The sequence below is a fragment of the Mesorhizobium sp. GW821-FHT04C10 genome (assembly GCF_059420305.1).
Genome location: NZ_JBWKTL010000001.1, coordinates 837,742 through 857,529, shown reverse-complemented (window position 1 = coordinate 857,529; position 19,788 = coordinate 837,742). Strand labels below are relative to the sequence as shown.

Genomic DNA, 19,788 nt, shown 5'->3' with positions numbered 1-19,788 from the left:
AGGTTTAAGACCGACTTCATGAGTGTCGATTGGCCTGGAAAGGCCCGGCATTCCCGCCAAGGGCGATCGGGATGGGCACAGCAAGGGGAACTTCCGCAGGGAAGTCCGATATCGCGTTCGCGCTGCTCGCCGCCTTGCTGCTGCTGGCTCTCAACGCCTGTGCCGGGTTTCCGCAACTGGCCAATCCGGCGGGCGACAATGACAGCTTGCTGCAACTGGTCGAAGTCCGCGATCTGCTGGCCGGCCAGGGCTGGTTCGACCTGCACCAGTACAGGATGGGGCTGGAAGGCGGCTTCGTCATGCACTGGTCGCGGCTGCTCGATGCGCCGCTGGCGCTTGCGATCCTCGCCGTTTCGGCCCTGACGGGCAGCACCGCCCTGGCCGAACAGATCGTGCAAATAGTCTGGCCTGCCCTGCAATTCTTTCTCGCGATGTTCTTCATCATCCGCGCCGCGCGCGCTTTCGCCGGCGCGCACGCCGTGCTGCCCGCCGCCGTGGTCGGTGGCGCGGCCCTGTACTACATCGGTATTTTTTCGCCCGGCGCGCTCGATCATCACAATGTCCAGCTGATGCTGACCCTGGCGAGCCTCGCTCTGCTGCTGGAGGCGCCGACGCGCCGATCGGTGGCCTTTGTCGCGGGCATCTGCGCGACATTGACCTTGGCCATCGGCATGGAAAGCGCTCCCTATGCCGGAGCCCTCGGCGCCGTCGTCGCACTGCTGTTTCTCGGCAATCGCGACGGCGAAAGGCTGATCGCAAGGGATTTCGGCCTCGGCGTCGCCGGCGTCTCGGCCCTTGTCTTCGTCACCACCATCCCGGTTTCATCCTGGGGCCAGGCCCAGTGCGACACATTCTCGGTCGTGCAATTCGCGGTCACCGGGCTTGCCGGAGCCGGTTTGGCAGCGATCGCCTCCTTGAGGATCGCCAACGCGACGGCTGCCCGGCGCCTGATCTCGCTTGGCCTGCTTGCCGTCACGCTCGCTCTGGTCGTGGTGCTGCTGTTCCCGCAATGCCTGGCGGCGCCCTATGCCCATCTCGACCCGCGCCTGCAGCAGATGTGGCTCGGCCATATCGAGGAGGCGCAGTCGATCGTCCAGCTTGTCTCCGATGACCCGGCCAGGGTGGTGGCGCGTTTTGCCACGCCGCTGGTGTCGATTGTGCTGATGGCGCTCCGCCTCGGCCATGGCGGCTGGCGGCGGCAGGACAGCCTCGTCGGCGCGCTGCTGATCGTCGCGGTCCTGGTCAGCGCCTGGGAGGTACGCGGCTCGACCTTCTCCATTGCCTTCGCCGTGATCCCGCTTTCGGCCTGGATCGCCAAATGGCGGCAGCAGGCCGAGGCCAGCCCGTCCAGCGGCTCGATGCTCAGGATGGCCGCCGCCTGGTTGATCTCGGTCAATGCGATCTGGTCGGGCGCCGCCCAAGCCGCATCGAGCGCCTTCGAGACCGGCGCACCCGCCGGCGACGCCAGCATCGATGCGCCCTGCAACAGCAAGGCGTCGTTCGCGGCACTCGGCACGATGACGCCCACCTCGGTCCTTGCCATCTCCAATCTTGGCTCGCCGATCCTCGCCTTCACCGGTCATCGCGTTTTCGCCGGTCCCTACCATCGCAACGTCGCCGGAAACCTGCTCGTGTTCGATGCCTTGCTGGGCTCGGCCGCCGACGCGAAAGCCATCGTCGAAAGCCACCATGTCGGCCTTGTCGCGCTCTGCCGCGGCAACACGGAAAGCCGGCTGTTCGCGGCCAAGGCGCCGGACGGCTTCCTGGCCGGTCTGATGCGTGGCAGCGTGCCGGACTGGCTGGAGCCGGTGGCGGGAACCCGTGGCACGCCACTTGAACTCTACCGCGTCAAATCAAGCGGCTGAAAATCCGCGTGAAAACAATGGCCTGATGCTTTCTGCGGATGGCCTCGCGAAGGCAGCCGGCTGTCTGTTTGGGCAAGATCGCCGGTGAAACCCGGATCCATTTTTCGGGATCATGCGCCGGCGGCGAAAAATTGGTTTTCAGGATACGTTTCCTAAAGGGTTTGCTGCCAGTCTCGGAAATAAATTCCGACGTCAAAAACAGGGACACCGATGCAAACTCCGTTTGGCACCGGTCAGGCAAATAGGGAGAGCACGGATCTGGCCTTCACCGATCCGTTGACCGGGCTTGGCAATCATCGCCGCTTCTTCGACAAGGTCGATCGCCTGATCAGCGACCGCGCCGACGATCCCGCGCCGTTTACCGTCGGCATTCTCGACCTTGACGGCTTCAAGCCGATCAACGACCTGTTCGGCCACAAGGCCGGCGACGACATCCTGATCCAGGTCGCCATGCGGCTGCGCGCCTCGATGGACGGCCACTCGACGGTCTGCCGCATCGGCGCCGACGAATTCGCCTTCCTCTATCCGCTGGTGTTCTCGGAGGAGGCGGCGGCGGAGAAGTCCCGCATGCTGATCGAGATCCTGTCGGCGCCCTACGATGTCGGCGAACGCACCGCCAGGCTGTCGGCCTCGGTCGGCTGCTCGCTGTTCTATTCCGGCGACGAGACCACCGAGATCCTCATCAACAAGGCCGAAACGGCGCTCTACCACGCCAAGCGCTCTGGCCGAGGCCGGGTCGTGGTCTACACGCGTGAGATGGAAGAGGCGGCCAAGCGCGTCACCCGCATCGAGCAGGCGCTTCGCCGTGCCGTCTCGGCCGGCGAGGTTGAGCCGCATTTCCAGCCGATCGTCGATCTCACCACGCGTCGCACAATCGGCTTCGAGACGCTGGCGCGCTGGACCGATCGCGACCTCGGCGCGGTGCCGCCGACGGTCTTCATCCCCATCGCCGAGGAACGCGGCATCATCGGCCCATTGTCGCAACTGGTGCTGCGCAAGGCGACCGAGGCGGCCAGGAGTTGGCCGAATGACCTGTTCCTGTCCTTCAACCTTTCGCCCTCGCAGCTCGTCGACCAGAACACCGGCCTGCACATACTGGCGATCCTCGACCGCACCGGCTTCGACCCGCGCCGCCTCGAGATCGAGATCACCGAGACCGGCCTGATGAACGATCCGGCCTCGGCGGCGCAGATCGTCGAGGATCTGCGCCGCGTCGGCATCCGCGTCTCGCTCGACGATTTCGGCACCGGCCAGTCCTCGCTCGGCCGCCTGCGCGAATTCCATTTCGACAAGCTCAAGATCGACCGCGCTTTCGTCTCCTCCATACTCGACGACCGGCCGTCCGAACACATCATCCGCGCCATTCTGGCCATGTGCGAGGGCCTCGGAATGGACGTGGTCGCCGAAGGCATCGAAGAAGAAGCGCAGGCCGACCGCCTGGTCCAGTTCGGCTGTGCCGGCGGGCAGGGCTATCTGTTCGGCAGGCCGGTCGATGCCGACGCCACGCTCGGCTATCTCCGCGATTCCTTCCGTGGTGCCTTGCGCGCCAAGGCGATCTGACCGGGATCTCTGTTCGGCCGACCATCGCGACATTGCGCCGAATGCGGCGCATTGTCGTTTTGTCTGACATAAGCCCCCAAATCCAGCTTTTCGCCCTTGCCCGCGCGACTTGCGTGGCTAGGATGCGCGCCGGTCAGGCTGCAGCGCCACGCGTCCTTCAGCACGCGTAAAGGACGCTGCAGCAGTTTTGGTTTGCACATGAGCCTTTCCGAAAATCGATCCGATTTTCGGGGTCATGTGCGAGGAGAGAAAAGACATGATGCCATCGGCGGATTTTGCCGACCTCAGGGGGGCCTCGGTGCTGATCACCGGCGGCGGGTCCGGGATCGGCGCGGCCCTGACCGAGGGGTTTGTGCGCCAGGGCGCCAACGTCGCCTTCATCGACATCGCCGACGGCCCGAGCATGCTGCTTGCCGACCGCATCGAGAAGGAGTTCGGCCGGCGGCCGCTCTACCTCAAGACCGACCTGCGTGACATCGAGGCGTTGCGGGCCTCCGCGGCCAAGGCGGCCGAGGCGCATGGCGATGTCACGGTGCTCATCAACAATGCCGCGTGGGACGAGCGCCACGCCGTCGAGGACGTGACGGTGGAGTTCTGGGACAACAACCAGGCGATCAACCTCAGGCCGCATTTCTTCACCGCGCAGGCGGTGGCGCCGGGCATGAAGCGGGCCGGCGGCGGCTCGATCATCAATTTCACCTCGACATCCTACCTCATCAACCACCCCGACATGCCGGCCTACACCGCCGCCAAAGCGGGCATCCTCGGTTTGACAAAGGGCCTGGCCGGCAAGCTCGGACCGGACCGTATCCGCGTCAACGCCGTCGCGCCCGGCTGGGTGATCACTGAACGGCAGCAGGAACGCTGGGTGACCGAAGGGGCGCTTGCCGCCCATGTCGCCAAGCAGTGCATCAAGGACGTCATGCGCCCGGACGACATGGTCGGCACGGTGCTGTTCCTGGCCTCGGACGCGTCGCGCATGCTGACGGCGCAAATGCTGATCGTCGACGGAGGCTTCCTGTGAGCCCAGCCAGCAACGCTCCCGCGGTCGCGGCGCTCGATTGGGGCACCACCCGGCTTCGGGCATGGCTGATCGACGGCAGCGGCAAGGTACTCGCCGAACGTCGCGGCGACGACGGCCTGATCACGGCGCGCGAAAAGGGGTTCTCCAACGTCCTCGAGGGTCACCTTGGCGCCATGGGAGCGCCGGAAAAATTGCCCGTCATCGTCTGCGGCATGGCCGGTTCCCGCCAGGGCTGGATCGAGGCGCCCTATGTGTCCGTGCCGGCGCCGATCGGCTCCATCCTGCGCGGTGCGGCCCGCATCGAGGACGGGCGCCGCGACATCCGCATCGTGCCGGGCCTCGCCCAGCGTCTGGCTGACGCGCCGGATGTCATGCGGGGTGAGGAAACACAGCTTGCCGGCGCTGGTTTGCCGGCAAAGGGGCGACATCTCGCCTGCATGCCGGGCACGCACTCGAAATGGGTCGTGGTCGAGGATGGCGCGGTCGCCGGCTTCGGCACCTGGCCGACAGGCGAATTGTTCTCGGTGCTGGCGGCGCATTCCATCCTCAAGCATTCGCTGGGCGAGCACCCGGCTCCGGTGGCGGTGGACAACCCATTCTTCCGGCAATGGTGCGAACGGGCGCTTGGCGAGGGCGGCGACGTCACCTCGAAGCTGTTTGCCATCCGTGCCGCCGGGCTTCTGCAGGATCTGCAATCGCAGGATGCGGCGGCCTGCCTGTCCGGGCTTCTGATCGGCGGCGAGATCGCCTCGGCGAAGCGCCGCTATGGCGCCGGCCATGCGCCGATCGTGCTGATCGCGTCCGGCGCGCTCGCTTCGCTCTATTCGTCAGCACTCGACCTTGCAGGACTTGCCTTCCGCACGGTCGATGCGGATGAAGCGGTGCGCGCCGGCCTGATCGAGGCCGCGCGCGAGAACGGCATGATCGCCACAACCGGAGCCTTGGCATGACCGAGACCGCAGCCTTTCCGAAACTCAAGCGCGGGCTGGTCGCCATCCTGCGCGGCCTGAAGCCCACTGAGGCGATTGCCATGGGGCAGGCGCTGTTCGATGCCGGCATCGAGGCAATCGAGGTGCCGCTGAACTCGCCCGAGCCTTTCTCGTCGATCGCCAGGATTGTCGAAGTGCTGCCGAAGTCGGCCCTGGTCGGCGCCGGCACGGTTCTGACGGCGGCCGATGTCGACGGCCTGCACAAGGCCGGCGGGCGGCTCCTGGTCAGCCCCAACATCGATGCCGAGGTGATGGCGCGTGCCATGCACCACGGCATGGTGACGATGCCCGGTGTGTTCACGCCCACCGAGGCTTTCCAGGCGATCCGGCTCGGCGCTTCGGCCCTGAAATTCTTTCCGGCGAGCGTGCTCGGGGCGGGCGGCATTTCGGCGATCCGGGCGGTGCTGCCGGCACAGACCCTGGTCGGCGCGGTCGGCGGCGTTTCGGAGAAGGATTTTGCCGGCTACAAGGCGGTCGGGGTCACGGTCTTCGGCCTCGGCTCCAGCCTGTTCAAGCCCGGCATGAGCGTCGACGATGTGGCAGTGCGTGCGCACGCCGCCGTCGCGGCCTGGGATGCGGTGTTCGGAGACGCATGATGATTGAAGCGATCGTTTCTGTTTTTTCCGACCATGTCTGCCAACTCGGCGAAGGACCAAGCTACGATCCTGCCACCGATGCGTTGTTTTGGTTCGACATCGTCAACGGCCAGCTTCTGGAGAAGCAGCTGTCCGGCGGCGAGACCAAGGTCCATGAGCTGGGCCAGATGGCGAGCGCCATCGCCATCATCGACGACAAGCGGCAGCTGATCGCCACCGAGACCGGGCTTCATGTCCGCGATGTCGCGACCGGCAAGATGACGCTGCACACGCCGATCGAAGCCGACAATCCGGTCACCCGCTCCAACGATTCGCGCGTCCATCCCTGCGGCGCGCTGTGGACCGGCACGATGGGCAAGGGCGAGGAAAAGGGCGCCGGCTCGATCTACTGGTTCTTCAAGGGCGAACTGCGCCGCCTGTTTTCGGATATCACTGTCTCCAATTCGATCTGCTTTTCCGCCGACGGCGCGCTTGCCTATTATACCGACACATCGACCGGATTGCTGATGCGTGTCGCCTGCGACCCGGCGACCGGCCTGCCGGTGGGCGAGCCGAAGATCTTCGTCGATCACCGTTCCGCCAAGGGCTATATCGACGGTTCGGTGCTCGACCGCGACGGCATCCTGTGGAATGCCGTATGGGCCGGGAGTGTCATCGAGGCCTATGGACCCGACGGAAAGCTCGTCCGCACGGTCGCCATGCCGGTGACACAGCCGTCCTGTCCGGCCTTCGTCGGCAAGAACGCCGATCGCCTGGCGGTCACGTCGGCCTGGTCGGGCAAGAGTGAGAAGCAGCGCCTGCTCGACCTGCAGGGCGGCATGACTTTCCTGCTCGACATTCCCGTCAATGGCCGGTTCGAGCCGCGCGTGCTGATAGCCTGAACAGATTGGGCGATCGGCGCCGCTCCCGGCGATGCTGTCACGCAGGCGTCCGGCCTGGGTCGGTTTCGCGAAAGCCGTTTGCATTGGCCATGCCATGGTAGGCGATCGCACCGCCAGAGCCGGATGATTTCAGGTTGATTCGACCTGAAATCTGAATCCGTCTCTAAATCAAAGAGATAGAGCATGGTGTCGTCCGAAAGCCGCTCCACGCTTTTCGGCATCATGCTCCAGGAACCGTTCATCGATGTCGAGCCACAAGCCAAAGCTGATCCTTGTCTACGAGCCGGAAAAGGCCTGCTTCGACCGATTGATCGCCGACGGCCACCCGCAGGAGCGCGCCGCCGAAATCTCGTCCTACCTGGCGCAGTCGACGGATATTGCCCCTGAATTCGGTGCGCTTGCCGCTGCCTGCGAGGCGCGCGGTCTGGCCTTCACGCCGGTGGCACTCGACGATGCCGCCCAAGCGCTTGACGGCGGGGATGCGGAGAACACGCTGATCTGGACGCTGTCGGACGGCGTCGCCTATTTCCGTGGCGGCGCCGCTCCCGCGCTGGCCAGGCTCAAGGGATTGAGGACCATCGGCGCCGACGATTCGTTGTTCGCGCTCTGCCAGGACAAGTTCCGCTCCGGCGCCGTGCTCGGCGCGCTCGGCCTGCCGATGCCGCAGGCCGGCCTTGCACGGGATGGTAAATGGCTGGTCGAGCCGCCGGCATCCACCGCCGGCTGGTTCGTCAAGCCAAACCGGCTCGGCGCCAAGATCGGCATCTGGCCGGATTCGCATGCGGCGGATCTCGGTCACGCGCTGGAGCTTAGCCGGCGCGTCTTTACCGCCTATCGTGACGACGTCGTCGTCCAGCCCTATGTTGCCGGCCGCAACGTGCGCGCCAGCTTCCTCGGCCTGACGCCGGAAACCGGCATCGAAGCGCTTGGCATTGCCTTTGTCGATTCAGGCGGCGATTTCCAGACCATGGCGGACAGTCTGGCGCTCTACGGTGAAACCGGCGAGGCCGCGAAGGCGGCAGGACAATACGTCGAACCGGAACTGGTTGCCGTCGCCGACCTTCAACCGGTCGCCGATGCCAGGATTCGTGCGATCGCCGGGCGGCTGATCAGCGGGCTTGGTTTGCGCGATGTGTTTTCCGTCGACCTGCGCGTCGAGGCGGATGATACCGTTCATCTGATCGAATTCGAGGTCTGCCCCGGCCTGCCCTGCTTCGATTTCCGCGCCTACTGCCGCCAGCAGTGGGGTCTGGAGCTTGCCGACGCCATGGCCGAAACCGCGGCGAGCCGGCTGATCGACGAGAAACGCCTGAAATAGACGGCACTGCCGGAACCGCCGAACTAGGCGGCGTGCGGTTCGGGCTGCACGCCTTGACGCGTCCCGCTCTGCCCTTAGTGTCGGCTTGACAACTTACTCTTGCCAAGGCCGCGCAATGATAACCACGCCTGTCATCCCTGAAACCCTGCACCATCACATCAGGCGCATGACCGGGCGCGATCCGCATGAAGGGCATCGAGTCGCCACCCCGCTCGAACTTCTGTTCGATCTGACCTTCGTGACGGCGTTCAGCTTTGCCTCCTCGCAGCTAGCCCACGCACTGGCCGAAGGCCATTACGCCTCGGCCTTGCTCGGCTTTGCTTTCGCCAGCTTCGCCATCTGCTGGGCCTGGATCAACTTCTCCTGGTTCTCGTCGGCCTATGACACCGACGATTGGGGCTTCCGCCTCGTCACCATGGTGCAGATGATTGGCGTGCTGGTGCTGGCCGTCGGCCTGCCGCGCATGTTCGCTTCCATCGAGCACGGCGAGCATCTCGACAATTCGGTGATGGTGCTGGGCTATGTGATCATGCGGTTGGCCATGATCTTCCAGTGGCTACGCGCCGCGAGACAGGATCCCGCCCGGCGCCGCGCCTGCCTTACCTATGTCAAGGCAATCGCGGTTGCCCAGATCGGCTGGGTGGTGCAGATCGTTGTCGATTTCCCGGTCGGCACCAGCATCATACTGGCCGTCATCCTCGGCCTCATCGAGTTGGCGGGGCCGGTGATTGCCGAACGCAGGGATGGCGGCACGCCGTGGCATGCGCACCACATGGCCGAGCGTTACAGCCTGTTCGCCATCATCGCGCTGGGGGAAGGGGTTGTCGGCACGCTCGCGAGCCTGTCGGCCGTGGTTGAGGAACAGGGCTGGTCCCTGGACGCGGCCCTGGTCTGCATCGCCGGCACCGGGCTCACCTTCGGCATGTGGTGGGTCTATTACATGCTGCCCTCCGCGCCGATATTGCACGCCCACCGCAACCGCGCTTTCGTCTGGGGCTATGGCCAGATGCTGATCGTCACCGCCATCGTCGCGACCGGCGCCGGCCTGCATGTCGCGGCCTATTTCATCGAGCACAAGGCGCATGTCGGCCCGCTTGCGACGCTGCTTGCCACCGCGATTCCCGTCAGTGTCTTCCTGGCGGCGATCTATGCGCTCTACACCTATCTCGTCAGGCGCTTCGACCCGTTCCACATCTGGCTGCTGGTCGCGACGGCGGCGGTCGTGGCGCTCGCCATCCTCGCCGCGCTTGCCGGCGTCGATATGGCGATCTGCCTTGTCATCCTGATGCTGGCGCCGGCCGTCACCGTCGTCGGCTACGAAACGCTCGGGCATCGCCACCAGGCGGAAGCGCTGGCCAGCGACGAGCATTCGACGGTGACTTAGAGCGGTTCAGCGTTTCACGGAATCGCAGAACCGCTCTAACTATTTGTTTTTACGCAATTCCGGACGGAAAACCGTTACACACTTTTCCTGGAATTGCTCTAGCCGGACTGTACCGGGCTATCCCGCGGGCATTCGCTCGAATGCCTGCAAGGAAGGATCGACGACATCCCAGCCTTGGCCGCGGATCGTGTAGGTGACGGCCTGCGGCTTGAAATCGCCGGGGTCGTCGAGGCTGGCCGCGGGAACGGCGATCAATTCCGGCATGGCGACGAATGTCAGGTAGACCGGTGTTCCGCAGGTCGGGCAGAAGGCGTGGACCTTTTCGTTGCCGCTGTCAGCGGCCAGCCGCCAGGTGCTCGCGTCGCCGGTAATCGCCATATCGGCGCGCCGGCCGAAGGTCAGATAGGATCCGTGGCCCGTGCCCGCGCGCCTCTGGCAATCGCGGCATTGGCAATGGTTCTGGAAGATCGGCTCGCCGCTGGTCTCATAGCGGATCGCGCCGCACGCGCAGCCGCCTCTATAGCGCTTGGTCATTGTCGTTCTCCGCTGGCCTGGTCGGCACGATATCGCAGCACGTCAGGCCGATTTCGGCTTGGCGAAAAGGTCGATGCCGCTGCCGGTTTCGAGGAAGGATTTCAGGCTGGACAGCACGGCCGGCCAGCCCTGGCTGATGCCTTTCGCCATGCCGCTGCCGGCTTCGAGTTCGTCATGGGTGACGGTCAGCCGCACCATGGTGTCGTATTCCTCGATGCCGAACGTCACCCGGCTGTATTTCGACGGGTCGCCGGCCTGCGAGGCGTTCGCCCAAGTCATCACCAGACGGGTCGGAGGCTCGATTTCGACGACCTTGCCGACCAGTTCGACGGTGCGCTCGTCATTGGCGCGGATGTGCTCCCATTTCGATCCCGCCTTCCAGTCCGAGACGTTCTCGTGACCCCAGTAGCGCCGTGCGATGTCGGGCCTGGTTATGGCCTCGAACACTTTTTGCGGCGTCGAGCGGATGTAGGTCACGTAGACAAAACTGGTCGTCTCTCGGGTCATTGGCCCTCTCCTTCGAGTTCTTGTTTCAGGTCGTGCAGCAGGCTGAGCCGCTGCCGTTCGAATTTTCGCACCCAGCGCTCGTAGACTTCGTGCAGCGGCACCGGGTTGATGAAGTGCAGCTTCTCGCGGCCGCGCTTGACCGTGCTCACCAGATTGGCCGCCTCCAGGAGGTCGATGTGCTGAGTGGCGGATTGCCTTGCCATGTCCAGATGCTCGCAAAGCTGGCCGAGCGTCTGCCCGTTCTTCTCGCAGAGAAGGTCAAGCAGCCTTCTGCGTGTCGGGTCGCCCAGCGCTTTGAAAACCTTGTCGGCGTCCATCGGTCTCAATCTGTTGTGAGGTCATAATATGCAGGTAAATACCTGCATGTCAATCCGCAGTCGTTCCCGCCTCGCCGTGCTCGACGAGGCTATTCGGACGCTGACCTCGATTGCCGGATGGCCACGGATGACGTGTGGGCTTCGGGGTGGGCCCCGCCCTTGGGCCAAGCACGGCGCGCCTTCACGGTTTCGCCGGGACCATTCCCGGCTCCCAGTCTGACGGGACGGGGCCTCAGATGCCTTCGACCAGCACGATCTCGCCGTCGGCGACCTTCTGGCGGATGGCGACGGCGCGCTGGTATTCGGGCGAGTGATAGCAGTCATGCGCGACCGCGAGCGATTCGAATTCGATGATCACGTTGCGTCCGCGCCCTGGCCCTTCGGCCTTTTCATGCGCGCCGCCGCGCGCCAGGAATTTGGCGCCGAACCGGTCGAAGGCCAGCTTTGAAGCGGCGACGTAGTCCTTGTAGCCTTCGGCATCGCGCACATCGACGCGGGCGATCCAATATCCCTTGGGCATGCTTTTTCTCCGAGTTTCTGTCCGTCAAGCGAGGACCGGTCTTAAGAATCGCTCCGAAACGGCTCGTGGTGTTCTTCGGTCACCGCAGGGTGACAGGCGCAGCGTACCCAAAGCGGGGGAGCATCGGAAGCGTGGAAAGCGCCGCCGCCGGGGCGGAGCTTGGAGCTGGTCCTCAGGCCGAGCGCATTTCTTCCAGAATGGCTTCGGCCGCCTCGCGTCGGTTGGCCGCCGCGACGATCGGCCGAGCCACAACAAGATGGCTGGCACCGTTGCGGATCGCCTGCGCCGGCGTCACCACGCGTTTCTGGTCGCCATGGTCGCTGCCCGCCGGCCGGATGCCGGGCGTCACCACTGCCATGTCCGGCCCGACGATGCGGCGCACGGCTTCAGCTTCGGCGGCCGAGCAGACGATGCCGCCCATGCCGGCGTGCAGCGCCTGTTCCGAGCGCCTGAGCACCAGCGTGTGCGGATCATATTCATAGCCGACATCGATCATGTCCTGCTCGTCCATCGAGGTCAGCACGCTGACGGCGAGCAGGCAAAGGTCGCTGCCGAGTGCCGCCTCCACCGCCGCGCGCATTGCCTTCGGATAGGCGTGGATGGTCAGCATGGTCATGCCCATCTTGACGATGTTCTCGACGCCCTTGGCCACGGTGTGGTCGATGTCGAGCAGCTTCATGTCGAGGAAGATCCTGGTGCCGCCGCTGGCCAGTTCCCTGGCGAAGTCCAATCCGCCGGCGAAGGCCAGCTGATAGCCGATCTTGTAGAAGGAGACGACGCCGTCGAGTTCGCGCACCGCCTGCTCGGCTTCCCTCACGGTCGGCACGTCGAGACCAACGATCAGTCTTTCCTGCATGGATTTGGCCTGCATGGGTTGGGTCTGCATGGTTGCGGCGATCACGCCTCGATCCGCGTGGACAGCATGCGCGAGGTTTCGATCAGCGTGCGGCATAGATGCTCCATCGATTTGTGCAGTCTCTCGTCACGAAAATTGCCGCCTTCCGCGAAGGCGTCGTCGCCGTCGGGCACCGAGCATTCCGGCGTCACCACCTCCATCTGGCAGCGCACCAGCACGGCGCGCAGATGATTGATGCAGCGGATGCCGGCGAAGTGTCCGTTGGAGGAGGAACAGAGGGCGGCCACCTTGCCGGCAAGCGGTCTGACCGGCCGGCCACCATCGCGGCGCACGCGGCTAACCCAATCGATCGTGTTCTTGAGCAGCGGCGGGATCGAGCCATTATATTCCGGCGTGGCGATCAGCAGCCCGTCATGCGCGGCGATCAGACGGCCGAGCTTGACGGCGTTTTCCGGAACGCCCTTTTCCTTCTCAAGGTCCTCGTCGAGGATCGGCAGGGGGTAATCGGCGAGCGAAATGCGGGTCACCTCGGCGCCTTGCACCGCAAGTTCCTTCTGCGCCACGTCGGCGGTCCTGCCGCTATAGGCGCCCGTCCGGTTCGAGCCGGCGAAGACGAGGATTCTCGCGATCACTGCCATTGGCCATCCTTGTTCCCGGACAGGTACAGCCAAGGTACGAGCAAATCAACGCCAACTTCGTCATCCCCGGGCGAAGCAGGAGCGAAGCTCCGTCGCGAAGACCCTGGGATCCATGCCGTGACCTTGGCCGTGGAGTGCAGCGGAGGAGAATTCTGCACCGCAGCGGCTGCCCGGGAGTCGCGGCATGGATCCTCGGGTCTGCGCCGCGTCGCTTCGCTCCTTGCTTCGCCCGTGGATGACGAAGTGATTGATGTCTCTGCCAATCGCCAAGGTCTGCAGCCAGCGCTAGTGATCCTCGAACGGCTCCACCCGAGGAACCTAATGCGCTTCCCTTCGATAGATCCACAGCTGCGTCGGCGGGATGTTGCGGATGATGAAATCGAAATGCTTGACGGTATAGTCGCCACGCCCGGCCGGGATCGGCGACATCGGGCCATAGGTCAGCTGCACGATCGGACGCCCGGCGGGAATACGGTCAAGCAGGCTCTCAATATAGGCAATGCGCTGGGCGACAGGGAAGTTGAGCAACGGCACGCCGGAAACGACGGAATCGAAGATCATCCCGCTCCTCTCGCCAAGCGTGGCGTTGAGGTTGAAGGCATCGCCTTCGATGACGTTGACGCCGGGGTAGAGGCGGCGCAGGTGGCGGACGAAATCGGTGTTGTATTCGACCGCGTAGAGGTTTTCGGGCCGCACGCCCTGGGCGAGGATGGCGCGGGTGATGACACCGGTTCCGGGGCCGACCTCGAGCACCGGCAGGCCGGACCTGGGATTGACGATCGAGGCCATCTTGCGCGCGGTGATCGAGCTGGTCGGAACGATCGAGCCGACCGTCTTCGGTTTGTCGATCCAGCCCTTGAAGAATTTGAGTTCGTCGTCGAACTTCTCGGCAAGCGCCTTCCGCAGTCCGTGACCACGTGTCATGCAAGCTCTCCTCAACGCTCCCCGCAAGCTACTTAACACCTGGTTGACGCAAGGCAAGGTACGGCAAGACGCATGTCGTGGATAAGATAGATTTCGTCGCGCTTCGGGATTCGGCGCGTTTCATCCGACCACGCGCCATTTCTGCTCGATCAACGCTCGCCGAAGGATTCGAAGAAATCCTTCATGCGGGCGAAAAACCCGCTCGATTGGGGCGAATTCTCCTGCGAGGAGAGCTGTTCGAACTCCTCCAGCAACTCACGCTGGCGGCGGGTAAGGTTCTGCGGCGTCTCGACCGCGGTCTGGATATAGAGATCGCCGACATTGGGCTGGCGCAGCACCGGCATGCCCTTGCCCTTGAGCCGGAACTGACGCCCGTTCTGGGTGCCTTCGGGCACCTTAACCTTGGTCTGGCTGCCGTCCAGCGTCGTCACCTCGAAGGAGCCGCCAAGGGCTGCCGTCGTCATTGAGATCGGCACCTTGCAATAGAGATCGGCGCCATCGCGCTGGAAGAATTCGTGCGGCTTCACCGCCAGGAAAATATAGAGGTCGCCCGAAGGCCCGCCGCGCAGGCCGGCCTCGCCCTCATTGGCCAGGCGGATGCGGGTGCCGTCCTCGATGCCGGCCGGAATGTTGACCGACAGCGAGCGCTCCTCGGTGACGCGGCCCTGGCCGGCGCATTTCGGGCATGGATCCTTGATGGTCTGGCCGCGGCCCTGGCATTGCGGGCAGGTGCGCTCGATCGAGAAAAAGCCTTGCGTGGCGCGCACCTTGCCGTGGCCGTGGCACATCGAGCAGGTGACAGGCTGGGTGCCGGGCTTGGCGCCGCTGCCTGAGCATTCCGAGCAGGAGATCGAGGCCGGCACGCGAATCTGCGCGGTTTTTCCCGCGAAGGCCTCTTCCAGCGAGATTTCCATGTTGTAGCGCAGGTCGGCACCGCGCTCGCGGCCACCCGACGAGCGGCGCTGGCGCCCGCCCATCATGTCGCCGAAAATATCCTCGAAGATGTCGGCGAAGCCGCCGGCGCCAAAGCCTTGCGCGCCGCCATTCATGCCGCCCTGCTCGAAGGCGGCGTGACCGAAGCGGTCATAGGCCGCGCGCTTCTGCGGGTCCTTCAGCGTCTCGTAGGCTTCGTTGATTTCCTTGAACTTGTGCTCGCAGGAATGATCGCCGGGGTTGCGGTCGGGATGGAACTGCATGGCGAGCTTGCGGAAAGCGCTCTTGAGCTCCTTCTCGTCGGCGCCCTTTTGCACGCCCAGCGTTTCGTAGAAATCAGCTTTCATTTTTTCCCGCTGTCCGGATGCTCAACGTCTTGATGCATTGTTGCGTCGTTTGCCGGCACGTTGTCTCGATTTAGGATCGGTGCCGCCCGGATGCCAGTGCTGGCATGCGCCTGTCCGGGCTTTTCTGTCGTTTTTTCGGCAAGGCCTCGCACTTTTTCGGCAAGGGTTGCAAAAAAGCCCGGCTTTACGCCGGGCTTTCCGCTCTATTTTTGCCGTCGGGCGGCTCAGGCCGACTTCTTCTTGTCGTCGTCCTCGTCGATTTCCTCGAAATCGGCATCGACCACGTCGGAGTCCTTGGCGGCGTCCGCCTTGGCGTCGGCTTCCGCCGCTTCCTTCTGCGAGGCCTCGTACATGGCCTGACCAAGCTTCATCGAAGCTTCGGCAAGTGCCTGGCTCTTGGCCTCGATGTCGGCCGCGTCGTCGCCCTCGGCCGCGGTCTTCAGCGCCGCGATCGCATCCGATATCGCCGTGCGTTCGGCTTCCGAGACCTTGTCGCCATATTCCTTCAGCGACTTCTCGGAAGAATGCACCAGCGCCTCGGCCTGGTTGCGGGCCTCGACCACGGCGCGACGCTTCTTGTCCGTCTCGGCATTGGCCTCGGCGTCCTTGACCATCTTCTCGATGTCGGCGTCCGAAAGACCGCCAGAAGCCTGGATACGGATCTGGTGCTCCTTGCCGGTGCCCTTGTCCTTGGCCGAAACGTTGACGATGCCGTTGGCGTCGATGTCGAAGGTGACCTCGATCTGCGGCACGCCGCGCGGCGCCGGCGGAATGCCGACCAGGTCGAACTGGCCAAGCGCCTTGTTGTCGGCCGCCATTTCACGCTCGCCCTGGAAGACCCGGATGGTCACCGCCGACTGCGAATCCTCGGCGGTCGAGAACACCTGGCTCTTCTTGGTCGGGATCGTGGTGTTGCGCTCGATCAGCCGTGTGAACACGCCACCCAGCGTCTCGATGCCGAGCGACAGCGGCGTCACGTCGAGCAGCAGCACGTCCTTGACGTCGCCCTGCAGCACGCCGGCCTGGATGGCGGCGCCGAGTGCGACGACCTCATCCGGGTTGACGCCCTTGTGCGGCTCCTTGCCGAAGAACTGCTTCACGATCTCCTGGATCTTGGGCATGCGGGTCATGCCGCCGACCAGGACCACTTCGTCGATCTCGCCGGCCTTCAGGCCGGCATCCTTGAGCGCCGCCTTGCAGGGCTCGATGGTGCGCTGGACGAGATCCTCGACCAGGCTTTCGAACTTGGCGCGCGTCAGCTTCAGCGTCAGGTGCTTCGGCCCGGTCGCGTCGGCGGTGATGAAGGGCAGGTTGATTTCGGTCTGCGTCGTCGAGGACAGCTCGATCTTGGCCTTTTCAGCCGCTTCCTTGAGGCGCTGCAGGGCCAGCTTGTCGTTCTTCAGGTCGATGCCTTGTTCCTTCTTGAACTCGGCCGCCAGGTACTCCACCAGGCGCATGTCGAAATCCTCGCCGCCGAGGAAGGTGTCGCCATTGGTCGACTTCACCTCGAACACGCCGTCGCCGATTTCGAGCACCGAAATGTCGAACGTGCCGCCGCCAAGGTCATAAACGGCAATGGTCTTGCCGTCCTTCTTGTCGAGGCCGTAGGCAAGCGCTGCCGCCGTCGGCTCGTTGATGATGCGCAGCACTTCGAGGCCGGCGATCTTGCCGGCATCCTTGGTCGCCTGGCGCTGGGCGTCGTTGAAGTAGGCCGGAACGGTGATGACCGCCTTCTCGACCTTTTCGCCGAGATAGGCTTCCGCCGTTTCCTTCATCTTCTGCAGGATCATGGCCGAGATCTGCGAGGGCGACTGCTTCTTGCCGCCGGCCTCGACCCAGGCATCGCCATTGTCGCCCTTGACGATCTTGTAGGGGACAAGCTTCTTGTCCTTCTCCGTCACCGGATCGTCATAGCGGCGGCCGATCAGGCGCTTGACCGCGAAGATGGTATTTTCAGGATTGGTGACCGCCTGGCGCTTGGCCGGCTGGCCGACCAGACGTTCGCCGTCGCCCGAGATGGCGACGATGGAAGGCGTCGTGCGTGCGCCTTCCGCATTCTCGATCACCTTAGGCTCCTTGCCATCCATGATGGCGATACAGGAATTTGTGGTGCCGAGATCGATACCGATTACTTTTGCCATTTTTCTAGTCTCTCCGCTAAGCAGGCTTTCAGGACCCGTGAAGGCGTTCCGACGAAAGCCCCTGTTCACAAGAAATCCCGTTCGGCAACCGGTGTCCCGGCGCCGGACGGCTTGGCGCGTATATAAGAACAGGCGGCATCGGGCGCAAGCATTCTGCGCAAGGCTTCCATGAACCTTTCCACCTCCGTCCACGACTGACGTCCAGGTGCCGCATGGTGCGGCCCGGAAAGGAAGTCCCCATGACCAGCAACCGAGAGGCTCCGCGGTCTCCCGGAACAACAGGAACTCGGCGCGATCACCGCCTTCGGGACGGGGTCGACGCGCTGGGCTTTCCGCTGATTCCGTTGACCCTAGGTAAGAGCAGGCGTATCGTAATGAAGAGGAAAGCAGACAATTCGATCAGGGAAGAACGTGCCGGACCGCCGCGCCCTGCCCTGATTTGCGCGGCGCAGCCGGAGATTCCTCCCGTAGACTTCGGGGGGAGTTCTATGTCTCGCGATCACGGCGTGTCAGTGTCTTCTCGCGCCAGCCGTTTGCGCCGCCTGATCACGACAACCGGCGGCGTTCTTGCATTCGCCCTGACCGCCGGCCTCTGGCTCGGCGGCGCCGCCCGGGCGCAGGACACCCAGATCATCTATCCAGGCTCGATGGCGGTCACCGGCTTTCCCGGCACCGTCATTCCCAATTTCGATGAGGGCCTGCCGCCCGGCGTCGATCCGGTCGACGAAACCTTCATCGACACCACGCGCGCCACCTTGCGCGTGTTCGACGTTTCGCACCTGGGTGGCCCAGCCTCGGGCCAGCTCGTCTTCACGCCGCCGCCTTTCGAGGTGACGGCAGGCCAGATCGGCGAGGTGTTCGGCCTCACCTATGATGACGGCGTGCGCGATGGTGTCCCGTCGGGCATTCCCAACCTTTATGCCGCGGCCACCTCGCTGCACGGCATCGAGATCGTCACGCCGGACGCCGACAAGGATGGCAGGCCGGAGCGGCAGCGCCGCGGCACGGCAGGCGCGACCTTCATGGATGGCCAGTTCGGCACCGAAAATGGTGGCGGGCCGGGCACCATCTGGAAGATCGACGGTATCACCGGCCAGGTCGCCAAATTCGCCGACATCGACACCAACAGCGGTCCCGGCATCGGCAATATCACCTTCGATCCCAACCACCGCCAGTTCTTCGCCTCCGACCTCGACACCGGCCTGATCCATCGCATAGACGCCAATGGCAGGCTGATCGACACCTACGATCATGGCGTCGCCGGGCGGCCGGCGCATGGCCTGGCTCCCGTCGCCGACGATGGTGCGGTGATGGACATACAGGGCGCGGCCTTCGACACGGAGGACCCCGAGACCTGGGGCTACACCCAGGACGAGCGCCGTGTCTGGGCCGTTTCGTATCATGGCGGCCGGCTCTATTACTCGGTCGGCGAAAAATCGGAGATCTGGTCGGTCGGCATCGCCCGAGACGGCACGTTTGCCGGCGACCCGCGCTGGGAGCTGACGGTCAAGGCCGACAAGGACTACGCCGTCACCGACATCGCCTTCGACAACAGCGGCTTCATATATCTCGCCCAGCGCGGCCCGATCGAGAACCGCTACGACTACAGCCGGTTCGCCGATTCCGGCAAGGGCGAGGTCATCCGCTACTTCAGAGAAAATCCGGACGATCCGGCAACGGAATCGGTCTGGGTGGAAGTGCCGCAGGAATACGCGGTCGGCTTCCCGCAGGGCAACCGGCAGTCGGCCGGCGGCCTCGACCTGCAATATGGCTATGACGCCGACGGCAATCTCGACACTTCGGTCTGCACGCAGACGCTGGTCAACACCGGCGACAAATTGCGCGACAATCCGACGCTCGCCGAACAGCTCGCCGCTGGCGGCCCGCTCGCCGTGCATGGCGTGCAGATCACGCCCAAGGACCTGGTCAAACCGGCCAACGTGCCGCCCTTCGGCTCCTGGTTCGTCGATTTCGACGGCTATTTCGAGGATCCCGAAGTGGAAGGTCATGTCGGCGACGTCGCCGTCTGGCACCCCTGCGAGGGCCGCGCCGGCTATTATGAAGAAATCCCGGGCGGCTATCTGCCACCCTTCTACCCGCCGGACTTCCCACCGCCCGGCAACCTGCCTCCCTGTCTCGATGTTGAAGACGTCCAGTATTACTGCACGCCTTCGGGCCTCGAGGCCGATCTCTATCTCCATGACCATGCCGGCTTCGGCGGCGATTCGATCAAGGCCCAGTCCAGGACGCCAGGCGTCGGGGTGACCACACCCATGTCGCATGCGCCCGGCAAGCCGTACACGATCAACATCACCGGCCACTATCCGGGCGACAGAGTGGACGTTGGACTTTGCTTCTACAGGAAGTCCGACAAGGATAAGGGTGGCTACTACCCTTGCTGCAAGATGACCTTGCCGCTCCGCACCCCAGCCGTCAGCTGCGAACGTTGAGGAG

At 64.3% G+C, this 19,788-nt stretch carries 19 protein-coding genes; 9 read left to right on the top strand and 10 right to left on the bottom strand.

Features of this window, described 5'->3' with window-relative positions:
• Nucleotides 1–71 precede the first annotated feature (71 nt).
• Entirely contained in the window at nt 72–1,865 is a 1,794-nt protein-coding gene (locus AC07UC_RS04015) for a GtrA family protein (RefSeq protein WP_494904166.1), read from the top strand.
• Here the strand turns inward: AC07UC_RS04015 and AC07UC_RS04010 are convergent.
• Nucleotides 1,849–2,073, bottom strand: coding sequence for a hypothetical protein (locus tag AC07UC_RS04010; protein ID WP_140770917.1), 225 nt, complete (start codon nt 2,071–2,073; stop codon nt 1,849–1,851). The genes AC07UC_RS04015 and AC07UC_RS04010 overlap by 17 nt on opposite strands.
• A gap of 2 nt (nt 2,074–2,075) precedes the next feature.
• On the opposite strand from AC07UC_RS04010, the gene AC07UC_RS04005 reads away from it, so the two are divergent.
• The 7 genes from AC07UC_RS04005 (at nt 2,076) to AC07UC_RS03975 (ending at nt 9,617) form a co-directional block, all read left to right on the top strand.
• A complete protein-coding gene (locus AC07UC_RS04005; protein ID WP_140770915.1) occupies nt 2,076–3,425 on the top strand; it encodes a putative bifunctional diguanylate cyclase/phosphodiesterase in 1,350 nt (449 codons plus the stop codon).
• A gap of 256 nt (nt 3,426–3,681) precedes the next feature.
• Complete coding sequence (locus AC07UC_RS04000; protein ID WP_494904163.1) at nt 3,682–4,449, top strand: SDR family NAD(P)-dependent oxidoreductase; 768 nt, start codon at nt 3,682–3,684, stop codon at nt 4,447–4,449.
• Entirely contained in the window at nt 4,446–5,399 is a 954-nt protein-coding gene (locus tag AC07UC_RS03995; RefSeq protein ID WP_494904161.1) for a 2-dehydro-3-deoxygalactonokinase, read from the top strand. Before AC07UC_RS04000 ends, AC07UC_RS03995 begins: the two co-directional genes overlap by 4 nt.
• Nucleotides 5,396–6,034: a 2-dehydro-3-deoxy-6-phosphogalactonate aldolase gene (locus AC07UC_RS03990; protein WP_140770910.1), complete on the top strand. Its 639-nt coding sequence runs from the start codon at nt 5,396–5,398 to the stop codon at nt 6,032–6,034. Before AC07UC_RS03995 ends, AC07UC_RS03990 begins: the two co-directional genes overlap by 4 nt.
• Nucleotides 6,034–6,915 carry an SMP-30/gluconolactonase/LRE family protein gene (locus AC07UC_RS03985; RefSeq protein ID WP_494904159.1) on the top strand — a complete coding sequence of 294 codons (882 nt, stop codon included), beginning with the start codon at nt 6,034–6,036 and terminating at the stop codon, nt 6,913–6,915. The genes AC07UC_RS03990 and AC07UC_RS03985 overlap by 1 nt, the downstream gene beginning before the upstream one ends.
• Before the next feature lie 244 nt (nt 6,916–7,159).
• A complete protein-coding gene (locus AC07UC_RS03980) occupies nt 7,160–8,233 on the top strand; it encodes a D-alanine--D-alanine ligase family protein (protein ID WP_494904157.1) in 1,074 nt (357 codons plus the stop codon).
• A 115-nt stretch (nt 8,234–8,348) separates the two neighbouring features.
• Nucleotides 8,349–9,617, top strand: coding sequence for a low temperature requirement protein A (locus AC07UC_RS03975; RefSeq protein WP_494904155.1), 1,269 nt, complete (start codon nt 8,349–8,351; stop codon nt 9,615–9,617).
• A 117-nt stretch (nt 9,618–9,734) separates the two neighbouring features.
• Here AC07UC_RS03975 and AC07UC_RS03970 read toward each other — a convergent pair whose 3' ends face one another.
• The 9 genes from AC07UC_RS03970 to dnaK form a co-directional block, all read right to left on the bottom strand.
• Entirely contained in the window at nt 9,735–10,151 is a 417-nt protein-coding gene (locus AC07UC_RS03970; RefSeq protein ID WP_494904153.1) for a GFA family protein, read from the bottom strand.
• A gap of 42 nt (nt 10,152–10,193) precedes the next feature.
• Nucleotides 10,194–10,658 carry an SRPBCC family protein gene (locus AC07UC_RS03965; protein ID WP_494904151.1) on the bottom strand — a complete coding sequence of 155 codons (465 nt, stop codon included), beginning with the start codon at nt 10,656–10,658 and terminating at the stop codon, nt 10,194–10,196.
• Nucleotides 10,655–10,975, bottom strand: coding sequence for an ArsR/SmtB family transcription factor (locus tag AC07UC_RS03960; RefSeq protein ID WP_056573871.1), 321 nt, complete (start codon nt 10,973–10,975; stop codon nt 10,655–10,657). Before AC07UC_RS03960 ends, AC07UC_RS03965 begins: the two co-directional genes overlap by 4 nt.
• A gap of 232 nt (nt 10,976–11,207) precedes the next feature.
• On the bottom strand, nt 11,208–11,495 hold the full coding sequence (locus AC07UC_RS03955; RefSeq protein ID WP_056573865.1) for a DUF1330 domain-containing protein: 288 nt from the start codon (nt 11,493–11,495) through the stop codon (nt 11,208–11,210).
• 172 nt (nt 11,496–11,667) lie between these two features.
• Nucleotides 11,668–12,366 carry an orotidine-5'-phosphate decarboxylase gene (pyrF, locus tag AC07UC_RS03950; RefSeq protein ID WP_494908890.1) on the bottom strand — a complete coding sequence of 233 codons (699 nt, stop codon included), beginning with the start codon at nt 12,364–12,366 and terminating at the stop codon, nt 11,668–11,670.
• Nucleotides 12,367–12,392: 26 nt separating this feature from the next.
• Nucleotides 12,393–12,989, bottom strand: a complete 597-nt coding sequence (locus AC07UC_RS03945) for an NADPH-dependent FMN reductase (protein WP_140770896.1) — start codon at nt 12,987–12,989, stop codon at nt 12,393–12,395.
• Between the two features lie 318 nt (nt 12,990–13,307).
• Nucleotides 13,308–13,913 carry a phospholipid N-methyltransferase PmtA gene (pmtA, locus tag AC07UC_RS03940; protein ID WP_140770892.1) on the bottom strand — a complete coding sequence of 202 codons (606 nt, stop codon included), beginning with the start codon at nt 13,911–13,913 and terminating at the stop codon, nt 13,308–13,310.
• Nucleotides 13,914–14,062: 149 nt separating this feature from the next.
• Nucleotides 14,063–15,193 carry a molecular chaperone DnaJ gene (gene dnaJ / locus AC07UC_RS03935; RefSeq protein ID WP_202325144.1) on the bottom strand — a complete coding sequence of 377 codons (1,131 nt, stop codon included), beginning with the start codon at nt 15,191–15,193 and terminating at the stop codon, nt 14,063–14,065.
• A 224-nt stretch (nt 15,194–15,417) separates the two neighbouring features.
• A complete protein-coding gene (dnaK, locus tag AC07UC_RS03930; RefSeq protein WP_056573851.1) occupies nt 15,418–17,334 on the bottom strand; it encodes a molecular chaperone DnaK in 1,917 nt (638 codons plus the stop codon).
• A 212-nt stretch (nt 17,335–17,546) separates the two neighbouring features.
• Here dnaK and AC07UC_RS03925 point away from each other — a divergent pair, with 212 nt between their 5' ends.
• The gene (locus AC07UC_RS03925; RefSeq protein ID WP_494904147.1) at nt 17,547–19,784 is read left to right on the top strand and encodes an NHL repeat-containing protein; all 2,238 of its coding nucleotides are present in this window, start codon (nt 17,547–17,549) and stop codon (nt 19,782–19,784) included.
• Nucleotides 19,785–19,788: the final 4 nt, after the last annotated feature.